Source organism: Arthrobacter hankyongi (assembly GCF_022012395.1).
Taxonomy (GTDB): domain Bacteria; phylum Actinomycetota; class Actinomycetes; order Actinomycetales; family Micrococcaceae; genus Crystallibacter; species Crystallibacter hankyongi.
In genome coordinates, this window is the sequence record NZ_JAKLTQ010000022.1 from 67,309 (window position 1) to 88,543 (window position 21,235).

The following is a 21,235-nucleotide window of genomic DNA, read 5'->3' on the forward strand; positions in this document are numbered from 1 at the left end:
CGTCCCGTCCCTCCGGTCCCACCTGCCCATCGACTTACCGGATAACGTTCTTTTCGGCCGCCAAAAGGGCATTATCTGGAGAGTCGATGGGACAGGTGGGATAGTGGCGGACGTGAGGGCGGATCAATGGCGGCTGGTGCTGCTGCAGGCGTTCAATACGCTGCTGCTCGCCGTGGCCGCCGGCGTCGCGGCGGTCGGGGCGGACCGCACAGCCGCCCACTACGGCGCCGCCCGGAGCGGCGTTCCTGCGCCCCGGACCGGCGGCTGGCTGGAGCCTGGCCTGTTCGGCGCCCTGATGGCGCTCGCCGGCGGCCTGGCCGTGCTGGTCCTGGGCATCATGGCCGTCCGCCGGATGGCGCGCGGAGAGCGGTATGCCCCGCTGTTCACCACCCTCGGCTGGGCCCTGCTCTGGCTGCCGCTGACCATGGCCCTGACCCTGCTGGTCCCGGCCAGCCCGTTCACCCCGTTCATGGCCACCGGGATCTGCGGGGCCGGCATCGCACTGTCCCTGGCGGTGCTGGGCAGCACGAAACCGCGCTGATGACCGCCGCCGTCTGGTCCCGGCCCGAACCGTCCCGCACCGGTACCGTCCTGCTGGTCATGCTGCACGGCTACGGGTCCTCCGAGGAGAAACTGCTGCCGCTCTTCTCCGCCCTTCCCCCGGAGGTCACCGGGGTGGCGCTGCGCGGCCATTTCGACGTCGGCGGCAGCTTCGGCTGGTTCCTGCTCGATCCACTGCTGCACCCGGACATCGCCGAGGTGCTGGACAGCGCCGGCCGGGTGTTCACCTGGCTGGACCCGGTGCTTGCGGCCGGCAGCTTCACCGGCGTGGCGCTGCTCGGCTTCTCGCAGGGCATGGCCCTGGCCACCACGCTGCTGCGGCTGCGCCCGCGTGCCTTCCGGGCCGGCGTGGGCCTGTCCGGGTTCGTGCTCGAGCACGAGCTACTGGCCCGGACAGACGAGCCGGACGCCGCCGTGCCGTTCTTCTGGGGCCGGGATGTCCGCGACGGGTTCATCCACCGCCATGCGGTGCGCCACACGGCGGACTGGCTCCAGGCCCATACCCTTCTGACGGCGCGGACCTACCCCGGCATGGGTCACCGGATCGGGCCGGAGGAGATCCGCGACGTCGGGATCTTCCTCCGGCGCTACCTGACGGGCGATAGTCTTTAATCCTGACCAGACAGGTGGCAGTTGCTTTCGGAGGTCCGGTGGCCAAAGACAAGAAGAAGATCAATCCCGCGGTGAAGATCGCCGCCAATTCGGCGTTCGACGCGCACGGCAACCCCAAACCCATGGTGACCAACGCGATCATGAAGGCCCTGGATGTCCAGCGCCCGCTGGTGCTGGCCAACCTGAACCGCTACCGGCGCAAGTTCCCGGAGGCGGGCCCGGCCGAACTGGCCACCCGGCTGGAGCGGGACTACCTGACCGCCGTCTCCACCGGCGGCGCCTCGGTGGGGGCGTTCGCCATTGCCCCGGGTGTCGGCACCCTGGCCACGCTTGGACTCTCGGCGGTGGCCACGGTCGGCTTCCTGGAGGCCACCGCCCTGTACGCCCAGTCCGTGGCGGAACTGCACGGCATCCGGACCGCCGAGCCCGAACGGGCCCAGGCCATGGTCATGGCCATCATCATGGGCGAGGAAGGCAGCGCGCTGATCAAGGAATTCGCCGGCCAGGCCGGCGGCAAGGGCGGGATGGGCCGGACCTGGGGCAGCCTGGTCGGCACCACCATGCCCTCCGGCGTCGTTGGATCGATGCTGGACAGCATGCGCAAGCGCTTCCTGAAGAAGCTGCTGGCCAAGCAGGGCACCGCCTTGCTGGGCCGGGCGATACCGTTCGGGATCGGCGCGGTGGTGGGCGGGGCCGGCAACCACGTTATGGGCCGCCGCGTCATCGCTTCGACCAAGCTGGCGTTCGGGGAAGCGCCGCTGGTGCTGCCCATGGCCTTGGTCGAGGACATGGCCCGGGTCCAGTACAAGCTGCCCGGGCGGATCATGATGCCGCTGCCGGGACGGGCCGCGCTGCGCCGCCGCGCCATCGAGAAGCTCGCCCTGGAGGACCTGGGGCGGGCCGACAAGGCCCGGATCGGGAAGCCGGGTTCCACCGGCGGTACCCAGGACGGGGGTCAGGATGGCGCCTGAGGCCGCCATCGACCTGAACAGCGACCTGGGCGAGTCCTTCGGCTCCTGGACCATGGGCGACGATGCGGCGATGTTCCCGCTGATCAGCAGCGCCAATATCGCCTGCGGCTACCACGCCGGCGACGGTGCCACGATGCTGGCCAGCTGCCGGCGCGCGGTGCAGCACGGGGTCGCCGTCGGCGCGCACGTGGCCTACCGGGACCTGGCCGGCTTTGGCCGGCGGGCCATGGACATAGACCCGGCCGAGCTGGCCGCGGACGTGCTCTACCAGCTGGCCGCGCTGGACGGCATTGCCCGGGTGGCCGGGGCACGGGTGGCCTACGTCAAGCCGCACGGGGCGCTGTACAACCGGATCGTGCACGACCGCGTCCAGGCCGCAGCGGTGCTGGAGGCCGTGCGCGGCTTCGATGCGACGCTGCCGATCCTGGGGCTGCCCGGCTCGGCGGTCCTGGAACTGGCGCTGCAGGCGGGGCAGCCGGTGCGCCGCGAGGCGTTCGTGGACCGCGGCTACCGTCCGGACGGCACGCTGGTGCCCCGCGGCGAGGCGGGCGCCGTGCTTAGCGACCTGGACCTGATCGCGGACCGCGCCGTCGAATTCGCCCGCAGCGGCACTGTGGACTCGCTCTGCGTCCACGGGGACACCCCCGGGGCCGTCGGCATGGCGGCACTGGTGCGGGAGCGGCTGACCGCCGCCGGCATCGCCATCAGGTCCTTCGGGTGAGGATCCTGCCCTTCGGCGACGGTGCGCTGCTGGCCGAATTCGGCAGCCTCGCCGAGGTGCTGGCCCATTACCGCCCGCTGGCGGCGGCATCGCTGCCCGGCGTCGTCGACCTGGTCCCGGCCGCCCGCACCATCCTGGCCACCTTCGACGCCTCGGTCAGTGCTGCCGAAGTGCGCCGTTGGCTGCAGGCGGCCGCGCCGGTCGACGACGGCGCGGCCGTGGGTGCGGAGATCACCATCGAGGTGGACTACTCGGGCGAGGACCTGGCCGAGGTCGCGCGGCTGCTCAAGGTGGACGAGCGCGAAGTCGTCCGCCGGCACACCGGAAGCCGCTGGACCGCCGCCTTCACCGGGTTCGCCCCGGGCTTTGCCTACCTGGTCGCCCCGGGCGATCCGCTGCGGGTGCCCCGCCGTGAGGTGCCGCGCACCCGGGTGCCGGCCGGCTCGGTGGGGCTCGCCGGCGAGTTCAGCGGTATTTATCCGGGGGCCTCGCCGGGCGGCTGGCAGCTGATCGGGCGCACCGAGGCGCGGCTCTGGGACACCGCGCGGGAGGAGCCGGCGCTGATCCGCCCCGGCGCCGTGGTCCGGTTCCGGGAGGCGCGGTGATCACCGTGCTGCAGCCGGGGACCCAGCTGCTGATCGAGGACCTGGGCCGGCCCGGCTGCGCCGCGGTGGGGCTGAGCCCGTCCGGCGCGCTGGACACACGCGCACTGCGGCTGGCCAACCGTCTGGTGGGCAATGACCCCGGCGCGGCGGGACTGGAACTGCTGCTGGGCGGTGCCGAACTGGAATTCGATGCCGAGGCCCTGCTGGCCGTGACCGGGGCCTGCGGGCCGCTGTCGCTGGCCGCGGCCGGATTGCCGCCGGCGGAAGCCGCCGCCGGCAGGCCGGTGAGGGTCCCGGCCGGCGCCCGGCTGCGGATCGGCCCGGCCCGGGCGGGGCTGCGCTATTACGTGGCGGTGGCCGGCGGGATCGAGGCGGAGCCGCTGATGGGCTCCCGGTCCACCGATGTGCTCTCCGGCCTGGGCCCGGCACCGCTGCGCGCCGGGGATGTGCTCGCCGTCGGCAGCCCCGCCGGGCACCCGGACACCGGCTGGCTCCCCACGCCCGTCCCGCCGCAGGGGCGGATCGTGGTGCGGGTGCAGCCGGGGCCGCGGCTGGACTGGTTCGCGCGCGGCACCTGGCAGCGGCTGACCGGCCGGGACTGGACCGTCAGCCCGGACAGCAACCGGGTCGGCGTGCGCCTGCTGGGCCGGCCGCTGGAGCGCACGGCCGCGGACGAACTGCCCAGCGAGGGCCTGATCACCGGCGCGGTCCAGGTGCCGGCCTCGGGACTGCCGACCGTCTTCCTGTCCGACCACCCGGTGACCGGTGGCTATCCGGTGCCCGCCGTCGTGGTCCCGGCCGACCTGCCGCTGCTGGCCCAGGCCCGGCCCGGCCAGCCGGTCCGCTTTCTCGCCCCACCTCCTGACCCCACTTCCTGACCCCACTTCCTGAAACTTGGGCGGGATAGTTGCTGTTATGGGCGCCCAAAACAGCAACTATCCCGCCCAAGTTTCAGAAGAAGGAGGGGGAGGGCGGGTCAGCCGAGCAGGAGGTTGGCTATCGTGTAGATGGCCAGGCCGGCCAGCGAGCCGACCACGGTGCCGTTGATCCGGATGAACTGCAGGTCCCGGCCCACTTGGAGCTCGATCTTCTTCGAGGTCTCCTCCGCGTCCCAGCGCTCCACGGTCTCGGTGATTACCCCGGCGATCTGCGAGCGGTAGTTGCGCACCAGGTAGCCGGTGGCCTCGGTGATCCAGCCGTCCACCTTTGCCGAGAGCTCGGCGTCGGTGGCCAGCCGGGTGCCGAAGTCCCGCACGGCGGTGGTGAAGGCCCGGCTGAGCTGGCTCTCCGGGTCGCCGACGGCGTCCAGCAGTGCGGTCTTGAGGGTTTCCCAGGTCCGGGCGGCCAGCGTCTGCACCTCGGGGTCGCCCAGCGCATTGTGCTTGATGGCCTCGACCTTGGCGATCATCTCCGGGTCGTGCTGCATGTCCTCGGTCAGCGAGAGCAGGTACTTGTCCAGCTGCCGGCGCACCTCATGGTTCGGGTCGGACTGGACGGCCAGGACGAACTTGTACAGCTCCTGGTGGACCTTCTGGCCCATCAGCGCGTCCATGATCTGCGGGACCCAGGTGGGCGAACGCTGCGAGACCAGCCGGATCACGGTTTCCTCATTGTTCAGGACCCAGTCGGCCGCCCGGTCCACGAGCAGGTCCACCAGCTTCAGGTGGTGGCCGTCGTCGAGGACCCGCTTGAGCAGCCGGCCCAGCGGCGGACCCCATGGCGGATCCAGCACGTAGCGCCGGGCCATGGACTCGATGATGTCCTGGACGTCCTGGTCATTGAGCACCAGCATGGCGCCGCGGATGGCCGCAGCGCCTTCGCGGGCCACCCGGTCCGCGTTTTCCTGCCGGGCCAGCCAGTTGCCGGCGCGGCGGGAAACGCCCAGGCTGCGGATCTTGGCCTGGACCACGTCCTCGGAGAGGAAGTTGGATTCCACGAACTGGCCAAGGCTGGCGCCGATCTGGTCCTTGCGCCGCGGAATGATGGCGGTGTGCGGGATCTTCATCCCCATCGGGTGCTTGAACAGCGCGGTCACCGCGAACCAGTCCGCCAGCGCGCCGACCATGCCGCCTTCGGCCGCGGCCCGGACATACTGCAGCCAGGGGTAGGTATCCTGCAGCGCGAAGGAGATCACGAAGATCACCGCCAGCAGCACCAGCAGCCCGGTGGCCACCAGCTTCATTTTCCGCAGGCCGGCGGCGCGCTCGGCATCGCTGAGCGCCAGCCTGGCGGCCGCCGGCGCCAGGCTGCCCGGCTCCGGCCGGTCAGTATCCCGAAGTGTCAATGCAAGTTCACCTCTCCGCAGCCGGACGCTTCGGTCCGGTAATTGGTTCACGTACCGTGAACATCATGAAGCACAAGGTCTTCGCCCACCGCGGCGCCAGCGAACAATACGCTGAAAACACGCGTGCAGCCTTCCTGCAGGCTATCGCCGACGGCGCGGACGGCGTCGAGTGCGACATCCACCTGACCAAAGACCTTCAGCTCGTGTGCTTCCACGATTTCACACTCGACCGCACTTCCACAGGCACCGGCGACCTTGCCGACCATACGCTGGAGGAACTGCTGCGCCTGGATGTCTCGTCCTGGCGCGGCGTCCGCCTTCCCCCGGAGTACGGCGGCAGCGCCGACCAGCTGGTCACCCTGGATGAGCTGATCCGGATCCTCCGCGCCGCGGGACGGCCGATGGAGCTGGCCCTGGACCTCAAGCATCCCAGCCCGTTCGGCGGCCGGCTCGAGGCTGAGCTGCTGAGGTACCTCGAGGCCCGGGGATGGGACCGGCGGACCTCCAGCCTGGGGTCCATCACCATCAGCTTCATGAGCTTCCACCCGGGGGCGGTGAAACGCCTGGCCGCCCACGTGCCGGCCGCCCACCTGTGCCAGCTGCTGGACGAGGTGGATGCCAAGAACGTCGCATCGGGCCTGTTCCTGGGGAGCCTGGCCGCCGGTGCGGTGGCCTCCGTGCTGCGCCGTGCCCTGAGCGAGGGCGAGCAGCTGGTGGAGCAGCACCGGGTGGAGCTGGCCGGGCCGGGCATCGGCTACGTCCGGGACAACCGCCGGCTGGTGGAGCACTGGCTGCGGAGCGGGCTCCGCCTGCGCGTGTGGACCGTGGACAGCCCCGCCGACGTGGAACTGTGCCGCAGGCTGGGCATCCAGGAAATCACCACGAACCGACCGGCGCAGGTGCGCGCGCAGCTGGAGCAGGCCGCCGCCGCGGGACTGTAGGCCGCTTGCCTTCTGCACAGCAATTTCCGGTAGGTGCTGTGCGGCTGCACACAGACACCGCGGAGCGCCCTTTATAGCCTGAATGCGGAGGGCCGCAGAGCCGGACCGCTGCCGCGGCCTTCTGCTTCAGGAAGTGCAGGGTCCGGGAGATCCGGAGCACTCTTGCCCCTTCGGGCTGCCGGACCCGGCGGTGCCGCCGCAGCAGATCCTGCGCCGGCACCGCCGCACCTTCCGGCGCCCGGCAAGACTTTGGCGGAACAGGAAAAGGTAGCAGGCATCATGCACACGCCCCACGAGGAACGGTCCTTCCAACAAGCCTGGATGGCTGGCTTCGCCGCCGGCCCGGACAGCTGCACCGGCCCCGGCCACAGCGGCTGCCGCCGCTGCGCGGGCCCGGAAACCGACTGACCGGCCGCTTCCGTCCCGCGGAACGGCGGGGAGCCGGAGCCCGGAATCAAGAGCATGGAAATAATAAGCCTGCTGTGATTCAGTTGGAGCATGGCGTCGCCGATCGAGGATTACGGCCTTATTTCCGATCTGCACACCGGCGCGCTGATTTCGCGCTCGGGCAGCATGGACTGGCTTTGCTTTCCGCGGTTCGATTCCGCCTCCGTCTTCGCGGCGCTGCTGGGCGAGCCGGGCCACGGCCGCTGGCTGCTGGCCCCCGCGGCCGCCGAACCTCAAAGCCCTGCCCCGATGGGCGCCGGCCCGGAAGCGGCCGGCACGAACGACCCCACCCGGGTGGCCGAAGGCGGTGACCGCACCGCGGCGCCGGATGCCGCCGCCGCGGCAGCCCGGCCTGCGGCAGCCCAGCCTGCGGCGGGCAACGGCCGGCACGTCGCGGACCGCGCGGTGGACCTTCCCTACCCGGGCAACGGCGCCGATGCAGACGCCGAGGAAGACTACTATGCCGAGGTTCCCGGCACACTGGCCGCGCCGGAGTACTCGCTGGGCGGGGAGGCGCTGGGCCGGGCCCGCAGCAGCCAGGTCCCGGGGCCCGGGCAGCCCGCCGTCGTCGAACGCGCCTACGTGCCCTCCACCTTCGTCCTGCGGACGCGCTGGCGGACGGCGACCGGCGAGGCGCTGGTGACCGACTTCATGCCCGCCGGGGACCGGCGGGCCTCGCTGGTCCGCCGTGTCCAGGGCCTCTCGGGCACCGTGGACATGCAGCAGGAACTGATCCTGCGCTTCCACTACGGGGACGTGGTGCCCTGGGTCTTCCGCAGCACCGACGAGCAGACCGGCGCCGAGGCGATCGTGGGCATGGCCGGGCCGAACGCCGTCGTGCTGCACGGCGGGGACCTGCCGCGCCGGGCCGAACGGCGGCACCGCGGCGAATTTACCGTGGCGGCCGGGCAGACGGTGGATTTTGAATTGTGCTGGTTCCCGTCCCACCAGCCGGTGCCGGCGATGATCGACGTGGACGGGGCGCTGGAGCAGACCACCCGCTTCTGGCAGGACTGGTGCTCCCGCTTCCCGTACCAGGGCGACTACCACGACCTGGTCAAGCGCTCGCTGCTGGTGCTGCGCGCCATGACCCACGAGAGCACCGGCGGGATCGTGGCGGCGCCGACCACCTCGCTGCCGGAGCAGTTCGGTGGGGAACGGAACTGGGACTACCGCTATGTCTGGCTCCGCGATGCCGCGCTGACGCTGGAAACCATGATGACCCACGGCTACGAGACCGAGGCCCTGCACTGGCGGAACTGGCTGCTGCGCGCGGTGGCGGGGGATCCGGAGGACCTGCAGATCATGTACGGGCTGGCCGGCGAGCGGGACCTGCCCGAGCGTGTCCTGGAGCATCTGCCCGGCTATGCGGCGTCGAAGCCGGTGCGGATCGGCAACGGCGCGGTCTGCCAGTACCAGGGGGACGTGGTCGGCGAGGTCATGGTGGCGCTGGAAAAGATGCGCAACATCGGCTGCGTCGAGGACCACTTCTCCTGGCCGCTGCAGAAGGCCCTGCTGCGCTACGTGGAACGGCATCTGGGGACCAAGGACCGCGGGATCTGGGAAACGCGCGGAGAGTCCCGGCACTTCACCCATTCCCGGGTGATGATGTGGGCGGCCTTCGACCGCGGCGTCCGGGCGGTGCTGGACCATGGGCTGGAGGGGGAGGCCCGGCACTGGGCGGAGCTGCGGGACCAGATGCGCGAAGAAATCCTGGCGCGCGGCTTCAACCGCCGGATCAATTCGTTTACCCAGACCTATGACGGCACCGAGGTGGACGCCTCGCTGCTGGTGCTGCCGCAGGTGGGCTTCATTAAGTACGACGACGACCTGATGCTGGGCACCGTCGAGCGGCTGGAGCGGGAGCTGGTGGACGAGGCCGGGCTGGTGCGGCGCTACCGGACCGAGAGCGGCGTGGACGGCCTGGCGCCCGGGGAGTATCCCTTCCTGGCCTGCTCCTTCTGGCTGGTCGAACAGTATGCGCGCTCCGGGCGCATCGGCGACGCCCGGGACCTGATGGACCAGCTGGTGGGCTACACCAACGAACTCGGGCTGCTGTCCGAGGAATATGACACGGTGAACCGGCGGATGGCCGGAAACTACCCGCAGGCGTTTTCGCACCTGGCGCTCATCCGCGCGGCGGACGCCATCAACGGCCATGCCCAGGCAGCGGTCTGATCCGCCCGAACCGCCGGTTAAACGTTTGTGACCAGAATCATATAATTGTGCATATCAATCGTCATAGTGGCAAACTCGTGCCGATTGCCGGTTCAGCCCCCAGTGGACCGGTGAAGACCCGACCCTGGTCCGCCGTTCCCCTCGGCGGGCCCGAGCCGAATGAATGGTGTCAGCAATGCATAGTGTCAAAGAACGCCGGCCGGCCCAGGCCCCGGCGCCGATCCGGCTGGAAATCCGCGCGGCACATCCGGACGAAGCCGATGAAAAGCTCAACGAGGCCGTGCAGGAGCTGCAGGTGCTCGCGGCGGTGGAGCGCAGCCGCGGCATCCTGGTCACCCGCACGGGTGCCGGCCGCTACACGGTGGAACTGAGCCGCGAGGTTCCCTACGGTTTCACCGAGGAAGCGGTCGCCTAGCCAGGCCGGCCCACAGCGGCGGCGCCGGACCTTGCGGTCCGGCGCCGCCGCTGGCGTTTCCGGCCCATTTCTCAGGCTGCTTCCTAGTCGGCGATCCTGGCGACCAGCCGGCCGACCACTTCGCCGCGCTTGAGCTTCTCCAGGCCCTCCGGGATCTCGCCGAAGCTGATCTCGGTGATGGTCGGGTTCAGCTGGCCGGTGGCGAAGAAGTCGTAGACGCCCTGCACGTCCTCCTTGGTGCCGCCCTGCGAGCCGACGAGGGTGACCTCGGAGAGGATCAGTGCCTTCGTGCTGATGGTGGACTCGAGCCGGCCCATGCCCACCTGGACCACCCGGCCGCCGCGCCGGACGGTCTCGATGGCCTCGGCGGTGGTGGTCCCGAAGCCGGCGAAGTCCACGACTACGTCCAGGCCGACCTCCTTGAAGTCGGCGATCGACTTGGCGACCGCGGTGGCGCCGATCTCCTTGGCCTGCTCCCAGATGTTCTCGTTGACCTCGGCCACATAGACCTGTGCGCCGGCCAGGACGGCCACGCGGGCGCCGATCGAGCCCAGGCCGCCGAAGCCGATGATGCCGACCTTGTCACCGGCCTTGACCTGGCCGTTGGCGATGACGGCGTGGTGGCTGGTCATGCCGGCGTCGGTGCCGGCCGCGCCCTGCAGGAAGGAGACGTTGTCCGGGATGCGCACCAGCGCCTCCTGGCCGATGGCAGCCTTGAAGCTGAAGCCGCCGTCGAAGCCGTAGCCCGGCGCGCCCACGGAGGTGGTGGGGCAGAAGCCGACGCAGTCGCCCACCTGGAAGTCCGTCACGCCGTCGCCGACTTCGGTGATGACCCCGGCGACCTCATGGCCCAGGGTGATCGGCCGCTTGGCCAGGGTGGACAGCCAGCCCTCATCCTCGAGCATGCCCACGTCGGAATGGCACAGGCCTGCTGCCTTGATGTCGATGACGACGCCGCCGGGGGCGGCGCTGGGCTCCTCGACGTCGGCGAGCACCAGGGGCTCGTGGGTGTTGGTGAACTGCCATGCCTTCATATCGGTTCTCCTTGCCGCGCCAGAGCGCGATGGGGGTCAGCCGGCTGCGTTGCCTGGCCGGCGTTTCGGGGTCGGGGCCCGGGGCTCCTTCCCTTTTCCACCCTAGCCCGGGCCGGGGCAAATTTTTATGCATATGCATGTAAGTTTGGTCACCCGGGGCTGTGTGCTGCGCACGACGCCTAGGCTTGAACCGTGAAGACCCGCCAATCCCCGGCCGTGAAGGTTGGGCTGTCCATTTCCCTGGCCACCGGCCTCTACGGCGTCTCCTTCGGTGCCCTCTCGGTGGCCGCCGGCCTGGATTTCGCCCAGACCATGGCGCTGAGCCTGCTGCTGTTCAGCGGCGGCTCCCAGTTCGCCTTCATCGGTGTCATCGGCGGCGGCGGAACCGGGGCCGCCGCCGCGGGCGCCGCCGCGCTGCTGGGGATCCGCAACTTCATCTACGGAATGCAGATGAACGCGATGGTGGATCCGCGCGGCTGGCGGAAGCCGGTGGCCGCGCAGGTGACCATCGACGAGTCCACGGCCACCGCCTCCGGGCAGCTGGATCCGGTCGAGCAGCGCCGCGGCTTCTGGACGGCCGGCCTGGGGGTATTCGTGCTCTGGAACCTGTTCACCGCCGTCGGCGCCCTGGCCGGGGATGCGCTCGGCGACCCCAGGCAGTGGGGGCTCGACGGCGCCGCCGTCGCCGCGTTCCTGGGCCTGCTCTGGCCCCGGCTGAAGGGCAAGGAGCCGGCGGCCATCGCCGTCGTCTGCGCCCTGGCCACCGTACTGACCGTGCCGCTGCTGCCCAGCGGGATCCCGATCCTGGTCGCCGCGGCCGTGGCCGGGCTGATCGGCTGGTTCACGCACCGGCCGGTGCCGCAGGGGCTGGAGCCGGATGTGGAACCGTACGCGGAACCGTATGCCGTGCACGACGCGGAGCATATGCAGCTGCCCGGGCAGCGCCCGGACGCGCAGTCCGACGGCGGGACGGGGGTAGGCCGGTGAGCCTGTGGGGCTGGATCCTGGCCGCCTGCGCGCTGGCCTACCTGACCAAGCTGGCCGGTTACCTGGTGCCGGCGCGGTGGATGAAGAACCCGCGCATGTCCCGCGTTGCGGCCACCCTGACCATCGGGCTGCTGGCCTCGCTGACGGTGGTCAATGCGTTCGCCAGCGGCCAGCAGTTGGTGCTGGACGCGAGGCTCGGCGCGCTCGCGGCCGCAGCGCTGGCACTGGCGCTGCGCGCGCCGTTCCTCGTCGTCGTCCTGGCCGGCGCGGCCGCGGCGGCCCTGCTGCGGCTGGCCGGCTGGGGGTAGCCGGCCGGGCCCGGTATTAGGTCAGCGTCCAGGACCGCTTGGACAGGCCGAACCAGAAGCCGTCGATGGCGGTCTTGGCGTCGATCCCGCCGGAGGCATAGGCCGCGCCGAGCGCCACATAGAGCGGGGCCCAGTGCTCGGAGCGCGGGTGCGCCTCGCGGGCCGCCGGGGCCTTGTGCAGGAAGTCCAGGATCGCGTCCACGTCGCCGCGGGCCATCGCTTCCTCGGCCCAGTGGTCGAATTCGCTGGAGGCGGCCGGCGGGGTGGTGTCCGGGCCGGCGGCGGGGTTGAACCAGCGCAGGTTGTGCGTGGTGAAGCCGGAGCCGACAATCAGCGTGCCGCGGTCGCGCAGCGGGGCCAGCGTCTTGCCCAGCTCGAACAGGCCCTGCGGATCCAGCGTCGGCATCGACATCTGGACAATCGGGACGTCCGCTTCCGGGAACATCTCCTTCAGCGGCACGTAGGCGCCGTGGTCCAGGCCGCGCTCCTCGTCGCGCTCGACGTGGTGGCCGTGGCTGCCGACCAGCTTGGCCACCTCGCCGGCCAGTTCGGGGGCCAGCGGGGCGTCGTAGCGCACGTCGTAGTACCGCTGCGGGAAGCCCCAGAAGTCGTAGACGAGTTCGGTGGGCCGCTGGGTGGCGCTGAGCGTGACCGGGGCGTTCTCCCAGTGCGCGGACACCATCAGGATGTCCTTGGGCTTGCCGACGGTGCCGGACCAGTCCGCGAGTTCGCGGGTCCAGCGGGCGTCGTCGGCCAGCGGCGGGGCGCCGTGGCTGAGGAAGAGTACCGGGGGGCGTTCGGTGGTCTGAGTCATGGCACCAGTGTAGGGACGTTTGGTTGAAACTTCAAGTAAGTTTCTCCTTGACAGTGCATGACAAGCTAGGGGAATGACCGTAGGTGATATGCGGCCACCCTTCAATGGCCCGCGCGATCCGGGCGACGCCTGGGCCCTGGGTCCGGACGGCACCAAGATGTGGGGCCGGTTCGGCTCGGCCGGCTTGCTGGTGGTGGACCGCGCCCGCGGCGTGCTGCTGCAGCACCGTGCCGCGTGGAGCCACTTCGGCGGGACCTGGGGCATTCCCGGCGGCGCCCGGCACCAGGGCGAGGCCGCCGTCGACGCCGCGCTGCGCGAATCGCACGAGGAGGCCGCGGTTCCCGCCGACGCGCTCGAACCGCTGCTGACCCACGTGCTCGACCTGGGCTTCTGGACCTACACCACGGCGGTGGCCTGGACCGTGCGTCCGTTCGAGCCGCAGATCACGGACGCGGAAAGCCTGGAACTGGCCTGGGTGCCGGTGGAGGAGGTCGGGGCACTGCCGCTGCATCCGAAGTTCGCCGAGGCCTGGCCGGGGCTCAAGCCACTGCTCGGCCGCCGTCCGGCACTGGTGGTCGACGCCGCCAACGTCATCGGCGCGCGGCCGGATGGCTGGTGGCGGGACCGTGCCGGCGCCGCCCGGCGGCTGCTCGGGGCGCTGGCCGCGGCCGCCGAGTCCGGCCTGCCGGCCGGCCTGCTGGGGCTGGGGGTGCACACGGCCTGGCCGCACGCCGTCGTCGTGCTGGAAGGGCAGGCCAAAGAGGCCCTCGCCGGGAACGACTTGGCCGGGGACGCCCCGCGGCTGGAGGTGGCGCGCGCCGCCGGCTCCGGCGACGACGAGATCGTCGAACGGGTCCGCGCGCTGCGCGAAGGCGGAACGCCGGTCACGGTGGCGACCTCCGACCGGGCGCTGCGCGAGCGGGTGGCGGCGCTCGGCGCCCGCAGCATTGGGGCCGGGGCGCTGCGGGAGGCCCTGGCGCACCCTTGACGGGCCCTCCGGGTTGCGGGATCTTGGTTCTGGAACCGAGGAGGGGACCACCATGCAGGAGAAGCGCTGGTCGGTGGAGATCGTCATCGACGAACACGAAGGCCAAACCCGGTCCGAGGCACGGCTGCAGAGCGGTGCCGCGACCAAACTGACAGGGGTCGGGCTGGCCCGGCTGAATCCGGCGGATTCCGATGTTCCGGAAATCGGCGACGAGCTGGCAACCGCACGGGCCCTGGCGGACCTGGCGCACCAGCTGATCGAGGCCACCGCGGCCGACATCGAAAATATCACCCGGAAACCGCCGCACCTGAAGGCTTAGTCCAGGCGCCGGGCCAGCTGCCATGTGTGGATGCCCGCGGCCACCAGGATCAGGCCGAACAGCCAGGCGAAGGCGGCCAGGAAGCCCAGAAACCCGAGGATTCCGACTGCGGGATTGAAGGTCAGCAGCAGGCCAATGAGCACGGCCAAGATGCCGCCCACCAGCCCGAGCCACCAGCCCAGCACCACCTTGCGCGCCGCGATGGCCAGCACGATCTGCGTCAGGCCCAGCAGCAGTGCCCAGAGGCCGATGATGAAACTGACGGCCAGCGCCGTGCGGTCTGGCCAGACCAGCGCCACGATGCCGGCCAGCACCGAAATGATGCCGCCGGCCAGCACCCAGCCCGAGTAGCGCCGGCCGTCCCAGGCCCGGCGCTGGGTGGCCCAGTGGACAATGGCAGTGATGCCGTCGGCGATGGCGAAGATCCCGAAAAGCACCACCAGCACCAGCACCGAGGCCTGCGGCCAGACGATGACCGCGATGCCGAAGAGGATGGCCAGGATGCCGCGGATGATCAGCGCGGCCCCGGAGCCCTTGGTGGGCCTGACGTACACGACTTCCAGCATGGCGTCCCCGTCCGTTGCGGTTTTCAGCGCCAGTCTAGGCTCGGCAACCGCAACGGTGAAGGGTTGGCGAGGTCCTACTTCAGGGTTTTGTGGAAACGGATTCCGGTGTAGTCGTTGTAGTCCTCATTGTTGCTGTCTCGGAAGACGACGCCGGTCAGTTCGGCGTCCTTGGGGTCATGAAGACGTAGGTCATCTTGTCCTTGAAGCCGGGCTGGCCGTTCCCGCACATCCGGCGAGTGACAATGCGGCAGCAAGGACCAGCAGGGGCTTGAGTTTCATGTTCCCAAACATTCTCCATTGAATTCTGACCGTGCCGGCCGGATCGGATGCCGGGGACAGTTCTTGAACCGTTGCTGGCCGCCGGCTACACGGGAATGACTGTCTTCGTCCCCGAGATGAAGGTGATCGGCAGACATGAATCAGGGGTGGACAAGATAATAGTGGACCCGCTGACCTGCTTCAACGAGTCGGCCAAGGCCGGTTAGTGCCCTGTCCGCCCCGCTTCATGGGCAAACTCCTCGGCAAGCCCGGGCAGGATGGTGATGTCGGGCATGTCGGGTTCCCACAGGTTCGCGGGTTTGTGCCGGCGCAGCATCTCCTCCCCGTCTCGTTCCCAGATGAAGTCAGGATCCTCAAGCACCAGCCGGTATAGAGCATCGACGGTGTCCGGATGCGCCGCGGCGAGCTCGCGGAGCACATCCCCGCTGACGCCCGGGTCCTCCAGATAGTGCCGCACGGCGGCCACGCCGTCGTCGGGTGTTGCCGGCGGTCGGGCGTGGGCCGCAGCTGCGGCTGAGTAGTTCCGGAGGATGCTGGTGCCTCGGACCGGATGGTGCCGGAACGCCACGTCATCATGGTGCAGGATTTCCTCGGGCAACTCCACCGTGGCCGGCACCGGCATCTTGCCGCCTTTGCCGGGGAGTTTGGCCAGTGCCTCGGCTGTGCAGGCCGCCAGGAACCGATTGAACCGCTCCTGTGTTTCCCGTCCGGTTCCGGTGATGACGGGACCGCCGAACAGGGACACGAAGATGCGGTGGTAGTCGGCGGTCATCCGGCGTGCCTGTTCGAGCTTGGCAGGGTTGCGGAATGCTCCGGCGGGGTAGGCGTAGCACACCTCGGCGAGCAGCCTGCCCGCGGCCTTCCGCTCCTCCGGTGCGAAGAGCCGGCTGGTGCCGCTGAGGGTCCACACGCCGCCGACCGGAACGATCCGGGTGAAGATGAAGCCGCCCTTGCGCATGCCCTTGATCGCTTCCGCTCCCATGGTGGAGTAGACGGTGTAGTCGAGTTCGTCCTGCAGGTTCCGCAGGACCATCTTGTCGGCGGTACGGGACAGGGTTTCGAAAACGCCAAGGACATGGCGGTCGCGCCAGTCCTCGAGGAGCGTGCGCTCTTCCGGGGGCAGGCCGGGCATGACGGCGAGGTACCGCTCCAGAAGCGTCCTGCGCCCCGTCTCCTGGCGCTCGAAGATCATGGACTCCAGGGCGTCGATCCGGGCCATTTCCGGACTGCCGTTTTCCAGTCCCCTCTCGAACAGCCGCCGATATAGACGCTCGAATCCCGGGCTCTCGGCGAAGTCCACCAAGCCGGCCTTGGCTTCGCACACGAGATCGAATTGCTGGGCGAGGTCCATGGCCCCATTCTTGCAGAGGAGCGGGCGCCAAACCCGGCGGCAACATGCCACCCGAAGCCGGCGCCTGTGCCCGGAACAGGGCGCGGCGGGTCCCCTGTTGTCCCGGCCCGCGGCTGTGCCAGACTGAAGCCATGCTTGTTGCGTTCTCGGTCGCGCCCTCCGGCGTCCCCATCACTGGCCCTGCACCCCATGACGCCTCGGTGCACGACGCCGTCGCGGCCGCCGTGAAGGTGGTGCGCGAATCCGGGCTGCCGAACCGGACCAGCTCGATGTTCACCGAGATCGAAGGCGAATGGGATGAGGTCATGGACGTGGTCAAGCGGGCCACCGAGGCCGTCGGCCGGTACGGCTCCCGGGTCTCGCTGGTGCTCAAGGCGGACATCCGCCCGGGCTACTACGGCGAGCTCGACGGCAAGGTGAACCGGCTCGAATCGGCCCTGAAGGACGCCCGCCGTGCCGGTGCCTGAGGACAGCGGCAGCGGACCGGACGAGAGCCTGTCCGCCGGCGGGGCGTACGACGGCGCGAGCTACGAGCAGCTGTCCGGCCGGCGGTCCTGGAGCGCGGTGGACCAGTACCTGGCCGCGACCCTGGTGGGCGAGGACACTGCGCTGGCCGAGGGCCGGCGGGCCGCGCACGCGGCCGGGCTGCCGGGCATCGAGGTGTCCGCGGCGCAGGGCAAGCTGCTGATGCTGCTGGCCCGGCTGGTTGGCGCCCGCAAGGTGCTGGAGATCGGCACCCTCGGCGGCTACAGCACCACCTGGCTGGCCCGGGCGCTGCCCGAGGACGGCGAGGTCGTAACCTGCGAGTACGAGCCGCACCATGCCGACGTGGCCCGGGAAAACCTGGCCCGCGCCGGGGTCGCGGACCGGGTCAGTGTCCGGGTGGGGCCGGCGCTGGAGACGCTGCCGCGGCTGGCGGCCGAGGAGGCCGGCCCGTTCGACCTGGTCTTCATCGACGCGGACAAGGAAAACAACAGGAACTACGTCGAATGGGCCCTGAAGCTGTCGCGGCGGGGCACGGTGATCATCGTGGACAACGTGGTCCGCGGCGGCGCCGTCCTGCAGGCGGACCTGCCCGACGCCGACCCGGAAGCCGCCGCGGTGCGCGGTACCCGCGATGCGCTCGCGCTGCTTGGCGCGGACCGCCGGCTGGATGCGACGGCGGTGCAGACCGTGGGGGCCAAAGGCTGGGACGGTTTCGCCATCGCCGTGGTCAAATAGGCTGCCGGTGGGACGGCGGGGAGCCGGAGCCGGCGAGCCGGCCGGTCCGGCCGAAGGGGTCTACCCTATTTCCTCGGGCACGGCCGAGCTGGTCCGGGACCAGGACTTCCCCGGGGCCTGGCTGCTGAAGATCAACGGGGTGCAGTCCTCGCATGTGGTGGTGGGCGAGCCGCTGACACTGGACTTCGAGTACATGCGCTGGATGGCGGCACTGGTCGAATCCCGCTGGCCGGTGGACCGGGATGAGTCCCTGCGGGTGCTGCACCTGGGCGGCGGGGCCTGCTCGCTGGCCCGCTACTTCGCCGCCCGGTATCCGCAGGCGCGGCAGGTCGTCATCGAAATCGATGCGAAGCTGGCCGAACTGGTGCGCGGCTGGTTCGACATCCCGCGGGCCCCGCTGGTGCGGATCCGGGTGGGCGAAGCCAGGGCGGTGACCGAATCGCTCACCGAGGGCAGCCGGAACCTGGTCATCCGCGACGTGTTTGCCGGCAGCAGCACCCCGCAGCCGCTGACCACCCTCGAATTCACCCGTGCCGCGCGGCGGGTGCTCGCCCCCGGCGGGATCTACCTGGTCAACTGCGGGGACTCGCCCCGGCTGGAGCTGGCCCGGCGGGAGGTGGCCACCATCGGCGAGGTGTTCGGGCAGGTGGCGGTCATTGCCGACCCGCCGATGCTTAAGGGCCGGCGCTTCGGCAATGTGGTGATCGCCGGCTCCGACCAGCCGCTGGGGGAGGACCCGCAGCTGGCCCGGACGCTGCTGGGCGGTGCCGTCCCGGCCCGGCTGCTGGACCCGGAGGCGGCCGCCAAGTTCGCCGGCGGGGCGCGGATCCTGCAGGACAGCGCCGGCTGACGGTTTGCGCAGGTCAGCGGCGGATGAGGGTTGTGCTACGGATGTTTTCCTACCGGCAACCCAGCTTGTGACTCGCGGGTAGTTTCTTTGTATGATTTAGAGCGAACAGCCGATCAGCGGCTGTATAGGCCCGCGGCGGTGCCGTTCACGGCATAGCTGCGGAGGCAGTCCGGCGAACAACGAGCTTCAACACTTTGGATGGTGGCTGGAGCAATCGCGGGCTGCTCAGCCGGACCCGGTCCGGCGCCGGATGCCGGGTGCTGCCAGCCTAATCCCCCCAAGTTAGGCCCAGTGCCCGGCATCTCGGTTTTTAATCCTTTCACCCTCTTCCGAGGGCGGACTGCCCAGCAGCCAAGGCTCCATCTCGCGGGTCCCGCGCCGCAGTGCGTCCACCACCGCCGCCACCGAGGGCTGCCGGAGCGAGTCCGGCCGGGCCACCAGCCAGTAGGCCAGCTTTTCGGCCAGTTCGGCCGGGAAGAGCCGGACCAGGTCCTCGTGCCGGTCCGCCATGAAGCAGGGCAGCAGGCCGAGGCCGACGCCGGCCCGGGTTGCCTCGACGTGGACGAAGACGTTGGTGGAGCCGACCGCGGTGGCCATCCCGGGCAGCAGCCGCCGCGGGGCGTCCAGATCGTCCACCTGGAGCATCGAATCGATGAAGTACACCAGGGGGTGGGCCAGTGCCGCCTTGATCGTGGCCGGGGTGCCGTGGTCGGCCAGGTAGCTCTGCGAGCCGTACAGCCCCAGGACGTAGTGGCCCAGCCGGACGGCCTGCGCCCGGTGGACCTGGGGCCGGCCCACCACCACCTCGAAGTCGAGGCCGGACCGGTGGCGGGAGGCGGGACGGGCGGTGGTGACGATTTCGACGGCGAGCCGGGGGTTCGCCCGCTGCAGCCGGGCGACCGCGGGGGCGGCGATGTAGGCGCTGAAGCCGTCCGTGGCGGACATCCTGACGGTGCCGGCCAGCTGCGCCGCCGCCGCGGAGTCCCGGGTCAGGGCGCCCACCGCCTCCTCGACGCGTTCGGCTGCGGCCACGGCCTTGTGCCCCAGCTCGGTCAGTTCCCAGCCGCCGCTGGTGCGGGCGAGCACGTGCCCGCCGAGGACCTTCTCCAGCGTGCCGATGCGGCGGGAGACGGTGGTGTGGTTCAGGCCCAGATCCTCGGCGGCGGAACTGAAACGGCCGGTGCGCGAGACCGCGAGCAGGACCAGCAGGTCCTCCGGGTTCGGGACGGATTCGAGGCTCATATCTGCATTTTTGCAGGTCAGCCCTGCGTTCTTCGCCATTGATGCACCCGCCCGGAGCGAACATACTCGGTAGTCAGCAAGGTTTGTGATTTCAGCCACACGGCATCAACGCACAAAAGCCACCGAAAACGAAGGAGCACCATGAGCGCAGCCACTCCCGGCCACGTGCCCGGATCCACCCACGAATCGCCGCCGTCGGCCCTGCGCCGCGTGGTCGCCGCCTCGATGGCAGGCACCGTGGTCGAGTGGTACGAGTTCTTCCTGTACGCCACCGCCGCCACGCTGGTCTTCGGCGCCATGTTCTTCCCGGAGAGCGGCTCCGAACTGGACGCGATCATTGCCGCCTTCGTCACCTACGCCGTCGGCTTCGTGGCCCGGCCGCTGGGCGGGATCGTCTTCGGCCACTTCGGCGACAAGGTGGGCCGCAAGAAGCTGCTGCAGCTGAGCATCGTCCTGATCGGTGCGGCGACCTTCCTGATGGGCTGCCTGCCCGGCTTCGACTCCATCGGCTACTGGGCGCCGTTCCTGCTGGTGACCCTGCGTTTCATCCAAGGCTTCGCGATCGGCGGCGAATGGGGCGGGGCCGTGCTGCTGGTCGCCGAGCACAGTCCGGACGCCAAGCGCGGCTTCTGGGCCTCCTGGCCGCAGGCCGGCGTGCCGGCCGGCAACATGCTGGCCACCATCGTGCTCTGGGTCATGTCCGGTGTCCTCAGCGACGAGGCGTTCCTGGCCTGGGGCTGGCGGGTGGCCTTCTGGCTCTCGGCCGTGATCGTCATCGTCGGCTACTACATCCGCACCAGGGTCTCCGAAGCGCCGATCTTCCTGGAGGCCCGCCGGCAGGCCGAGGAGGCCAAGGACTCCGCCTACGGCGTGCTGGAGGTCTTCCGCCGCTATCCGCGGGGCGTGTTCACCGCGATGGGCCTGCGGGTGGCGGAGAACATCCTCTACTACGTGGTGGTGACGTTCTCCATCACATACCTGAAGACGGTGCACGACTTCGATGTGACCACGCTGCTCGGGCTGCTGATCCTCGCCCATGCGTTCCACTTCGGGGTGATCCCGTTCTACGGCAGCCTCTCGGACCGGTTCGGCCGGCGGCCCGTCTACATGGCCGGTGCCGTGCTGGCCGCGGTCTGGGCCTTCGTGGCCTTCCCGATGTTCGACACCCGGAACCCGGTCATCATCCTGGCCGCGGTGATGCTGGGCCTGGCCATCCACGGACTGATGTACGCGGGCCAGCCGGCGATCATGGCGGAGATGTTCCCTACCCGGATGCGCTACTCCGGGGTGTCGCTGGGCTACCAGGTGACCTCGATTTTCGCCGGATCGCTGGCGCCGATCATCGCCGCCACGCTGCTGAAGGACTTCGGCCACTGGCTGCCGGTGGCCCTCTACATCGCGGCTGCCGCGCTGGTCACCATGGTGGCGGTGTACTTCGCCCGGGAGACCAAGGGCAGTTCGCTGCGCGAGCTGGACCGGCTGGATGCGGCGGCCGGCAGCCCGCGCGCACTGGTCGACTAGCGGCCGGACACGTCCGCAGC

General features: G+C 70.2%; 23 protein-coding genes. 17 read left to right on the forward strand and 6 right to left on the reverse strand.

The features are described 5' to 3' along the window. Nucleotides 1-112 precede the first annotated feature (112 nt). Genes LVY72_RS20480 through LVY72_RS20505 form a run of 6 tightly spaced genes read left to right on the forward strand, consistent with a single transcriptional unit; the run spans nt 113 to nt 4,348 of the window. Nucleotides 113-541, forward strand: coding sequence for a hypothetical protein (locus LVY72_RS20480; protein ID WP_237825985.1), 429 nt, complete (start codon nt 113-115; stop codon nt 539-541). Continuing rightward, a complete protein-coding gene (locus LVY72_RS20485) occupies nt 541-1,173 on the forward strand; it encodes an alpha/beta hydrolase (RefSeq protein WP_237825986.1) in 633 nt (210 codons plus the stop codon). Before LVY72_RS20480 ends, LVY72_RS20485 begins: the two co-directional genes overlap by 1 nt. 14 nt (nt 1,174-1,187) lie before the next feature. Then, entirely contained in the window at nt 1,188-2,144 is a 957-nt protein-coding gene (locus LVY72_RS20490; RefSeq protein ID WP_237825987.1) for a hypothetical protein, read from the forward strand. Further along, complete coding sequence (locus LVY72_RS20495; protein WP_237825988.1) at nt 2,134-2,865, forward strand: LamB/YcsF family protein; 732 nt, start codon at nt 2,134-2,136, stop codon at nt 2,863-2,865. Before LVY72_RS20490 ends, LVY72_RS20495 begins: the two co-directional genes overlap by 11 nt. Further along, complete coding sequence (locus LVY72_RS20500) at nt 2,862-3,470, forward strand: 5-oxoprolinase subunit B family protein (RefSeq protein WP_237825992.1); 609 nt, start codon at nt 2,862-2,864, stop codon at nt 3,468-3,470. The genes LVY72_RS20495 and LVY72_RS20500 overlap by 4 nt, the downstream gene beginning before the upstream one ends. Next, nucleotides 3,467-4,348, forward strand: a complete 882-nt coding sequence (locus tag LVY72_RS20505; protein WP_237825994.1) for a 5-oxoprolinase subunit C family protein — start codon at nt 3,467-3,469, stop codon at nt 4,346-4,348. Before LVY72_RS20500 ends, LVY72_RS20505 begins: the two co-directional genes overlap by 4 nt. A gap of 98 nt (nt 4,349-4,446) precedes the next feature. On the opposite strand, the gene LVY72_RS20510 is transcribed toward LVY72_RS20505, so the two are convergent. After that, complete coding sequence (locus LVY72_RS20510) at nt 4,447-5,652, reverse strand: DUF445 domain-containing protein (RefSeq protein WP_237826029.1); 1,206 nt, start codon at nt 5,650-5,652, stop codon at nt 4,447-4,449. A gap of 167 nt (nt 5,653-5,819) precedes the next feature. Here LVY72_RS20510 and LVY72_RS20515 point away from each other — a divergent pair, with 167 nt between their 5' ends. The 3 genes from LVY72_RS20515 (at nt 5,820) to LVY72_RS20525 (ending at nt 9,735) form a co-directional block, all read left to right on the forward strand. Next, on the forward strand, nt 5,820-6,695 hold the full coding sequence (locus tag LVY72_RS20515; protein ID WP_237826030.1) for a glycerophosphodiester phosphodiesterase: 876 nt from the start codon (nt 5,820-5,822) through the stop codon (nt 6,693-6,695). A 498-nt stretch (nt 6,696-7,193) separates the two neighbouring features. Next, nucleotides 7,194-9,320, forward strand: a complete 2,127-nt coding sequence (locus LVY72_RS20520) for a glycoside hydrolase family 15 protein (RefSeq protein WP_237825995.1) — start codon at nt 7,194-7,196, stop codon at nt 9,318-9,320. 175 nt (nt 9,321-9,495) lie between these two features. Next, entirely contained in the window at nt 9,496-9,735 is a 240-nt protein-coding gene (locus LVY72_RS20525) for a hypothetical protein (protein ID WP_237825997.1), read from the forward strand. Nucleotides 9,736-9,818: 83 nt separating this feature from the next. Here the strand turns inward: LVY72_RS20525 and LVY72_RS20530 are convergent, their stop codons facing one another. Continuing rightward, nucleotides 9,819-10,769, reverse strand: coding sequence for a zinc-binding dehydrogenase (locus LVY72_RS20530; protein WP_237825999.1), 951 nt, complete (start codon nt 10,767-10,769; stop codon nt 9,819-9,821). A 192-nt stretch (nt 10,770-10,961) separates the two neighbouring features. Here LVY72_RS20530 and LVY72_RS20535 point away from each other — a divergent pair, with 192 nt between their 5' ends. Next, nucleotides 10,962-11,756, forward strand: a complete 795-nt coding sequence (locus tag LVY72_RS20535; RefSeq protein WP_237826001.1) for an AzlC family ABC transporter permease — start codon at nt 10,962-10,964, stop codon at nt 11,754-11,756. After that, entirely contained in the window at nt 11,753-12,064 is a 312-nt protein-coding gene (locus LVY72_RS20540; RefSeq protein ID WP_237826002.1) for an AzlD domain-containing protein, read from the forward strand. The genes LVY72_RS20535 and LVY72_RS20540 overlap by 4 nt, the downstream gene beginning before the upstream one ends. A gap of 16 nt (nt 12,065-12,080) precedes the next feature. Here LVY72_RS20540 and LVY72_RS20545 read toward each other — a convergent pair whose 3' ends face one another. Continuing rightward, a complete protein-coding gene (locus LVY72_RS20545; RefSeq protein ID WP_237826003.1) occupies nt 12,081-12,878 on the reverse strand; it encodes a dioxygenase family protein in 798 nt (265 codons plus the stop codon). A gap of 73 nt (nt 12,879-12,951) precedes the next feature. On the opposite strand from LVY72_RS20545, the gene LVY72_RS20550 reads away from it, so the two are divergent. Together LVY72_RS20550 and LVY72_RS20555 are read left to right on the forward strand one after the other, a co-directional pair. After that, nucleotides 12,952-13,866 carry an NUDIX hydrolase gene (locus LVY72_RS20550; RefSeq protein WP_237826004.1) on the forward strand — a complete coding sequence of 305 codons (915 nt, stop codon included), beginning with the start codon at nt 12,952-12,954 and terminating at the stop codon, nt 13,864-13,866. Nucleotides 13,867-13,918: 52 nt separating this feature from the next. Next, the gene (locus tag LVY72_RS20555) at nt 13,919-14,185 is read left to right on the forward strand and encodes a DUF1876 domain-containing protein (protein ID WP_237826006.1); all 267 of its coding nucleotides are present in this window, start codon (nt 13,919-13,921) and stop codon (nt 14,183-14,185) included. Here the strand turns inward: LVY72_RS20555 and LVY72_RS20560 are convergent. Beyond that, nucleotides 14,182-14,751, reverse strand: coding sequence for an HdeD family acid-resistance protein (locus LVY72_RS20560; protein WP_237826009.1), 570 nt, complete (start codon nt 14,749-14,751; stop codon nt 14,182-14,184). The genes LVY72_RS20555 and LVY72_RS20560 overlap by 4 nt on opposite strands. A gap of 481 nt (nt 14,752-15,232) precedes the next feature. Next, complete coding sequence (locus LVY72_RS20565) at nt 15,233-16,381, reverse strand: hypothetical protein (RefSeq protein WP_237826010.1); 1,149 nt, start codon at nt 16,379-16,381, stop codon at nt 15,233-15,235. 131 nt (nt 16,382-16,512) lie between these two features. Between LVY72_RS20565 and LVY72_RS20570 the strand changes: the two genes are divergently transcribed. From LVY72_RS20570 to LVY72_RS20580, 3 genes are all read left to right on the forward strand, one after another. Then, the gene (locus tag LVY72_RS20570) at nt 16,513-16,848 is read left to right on the forward strand and encodes a thiamine-binding protein (RefSeq protein ID WP_237826012.1); all 336 of its coding nucleotides are present in this window, start codon (nt 16,513-16,515) and stop codon (nt 16,846-16,848) included. Nucleotides 16,849-16,918: 70 nt separating this feature from the next. Beyond that, nucleotides 16,919-17,602, forward strand: a complete 684-nt coding sequence (locus LVY72_RS20575; RefSeq protein ID WP_237826031.1) for an O-methyltransferase — start codon at nt 16,919-16,921, stop codon at nt 17,600-17,602. Between the two features lie 7 nt (nt 17,603-17,609). Beyond that, entirely contained in the window at nt 17,610-18,452 is an 843-nt protein-coding gene (locus tag LVY72_RS20580; RefSeq protein ID WP_237826014.1) for a spermidine synthase, read from the forward strand. Between the two features lie 282 nt (nt 18,453-18,734). On the opposite strand, the gene LVY72_RS20585 is transcribed toward LVY72_RS20580, so the two are convergent. Next, nucleotides 18,735-19,694, reverse strand: a complete 960-nt coding sequence (locus LVY72_RS20585; RefSeq protein ID WP_237826015.1) for a LysR family transcriptional regulator — start codon at nt 19,692-19,694, stop codon at nt 18,735-18,737. Nucleotides 19,695-19,835: 141 nt separating this feature from the next. On the opposite strand from LVY72_RS20585, the gene LVY72_RS20590 reads away from it, so the two are divergent. Further along, complete coding sequence (locus tag LVY72_RS20590) at nt 19,836-21,215, forward strand: MFS transporter (RefSeq protein WP_237826016.1); 1,380 nt, start codon at nt 19,836-19,838, stop codon at nt 21,213-21,215. Nucleotides 21,216-21,235 lie beyond the last annotated feature (20 nt).